The organism is Streptomyces neyagawaensis (assembly GCF_023516595.1).
GTDB lineage: Bacteria > Actinomycetota > Actinomycetes > Streptomycetales > Streptomycetaceae > Streptomyces > Streptomyces neyagawaensis.
In genome coordinates this window covers 1-758 of record NZ_JAMGBG010000251.1, presented here as the reverse complement: position 1 = coordinate 758, position 758 = coordinate 1, and the positions used below count along the sequence as shown (strand labels likewise).

Sequence of the window (758 nt, the reverse complement as noted above, 5' to 3'; positions counted from 1 at the left end):
CCTCGCCGCGACCCTCTCCCCCACCTGGGGCGTCTACGCCGGCTACGAACTGTGCGAGAACACCCCCCTCAAACCCGGCAGCGAGGAGTACCTCGACTCCGAGAAGTACCAACTCCGCCCCCGCGACTGGGAAGCAGCCGAACGCGAAGGACGCACCATCGCCCCGCTGCTCGGCAAGCTCAACGAGATCCGGCGGCGGAGCCCCGCGCTGCGCCAGCTGCGCGACCTGCACTTCCACCACGCCGACCAGGAAGCGGTGATCATCTATTCGAAGCGGGCGGGTTCGAACACGGTTCTGGTGGTCGTGAACCTCGACCCCCACCACACCCAGGAGGCCACGGTCTCGTTGGACATGCCGCGGCTCGGCCTCGACTGGCACGAGTCGGTGCTGGTGCGCGACGAGCTCACCGGCGAGGTCTACACCTGGGGCAGGAACAACTACGTACGTCTCGAACCGGGCCGCACGCCCGCTCACGTACTGACCGTCCTGCGACCGTCCAACCCGCAGATCGGGGGGTCACCCACACGATGATCGTCAACGAGCCCGTTCCCGACACCTTCGAGGACACGCCGCAGAAGGACCGGGACCCGGAGTGGTTCAAACGCGCCGTCTTCTACGAGGTCCTCGTCCGGTCCTTCCAGGACAGCAACGGCGACGGCATCGGCGACCTCAAGGGCCTGACCGCGAAACTCGACTACCTGCAATGGCTGGGCATCGACTGCATCTGGCTCCCGCCCTTCTTCAAATCCCCCCTGCG

Annotated in this window: 1 protein-coding gene and 1 pseudogene; both read left to right on the top strand. The window is 66.6% G+C overall.

Features of this window, described 5'->3' with window-relative positions; translation table 11 throughout:
• Positions 1–532, top strand: a pseudogene (locus M8J73_RS44545) (DUF3459 domain-containing protein); the annotation flags it as partial.
• A partial coding sequence (locus M8J73_RS44540) for an alpha-amylase family glycosyl hydrolase (protein WP_249829934.1) occupies positions 529–758 on the top strand: 230 nt, incomplete at its 3' end. The pseudogene M8J73_RS44545 and the gene M8J73_RS44540, both read left to right, overlap by 4 nt.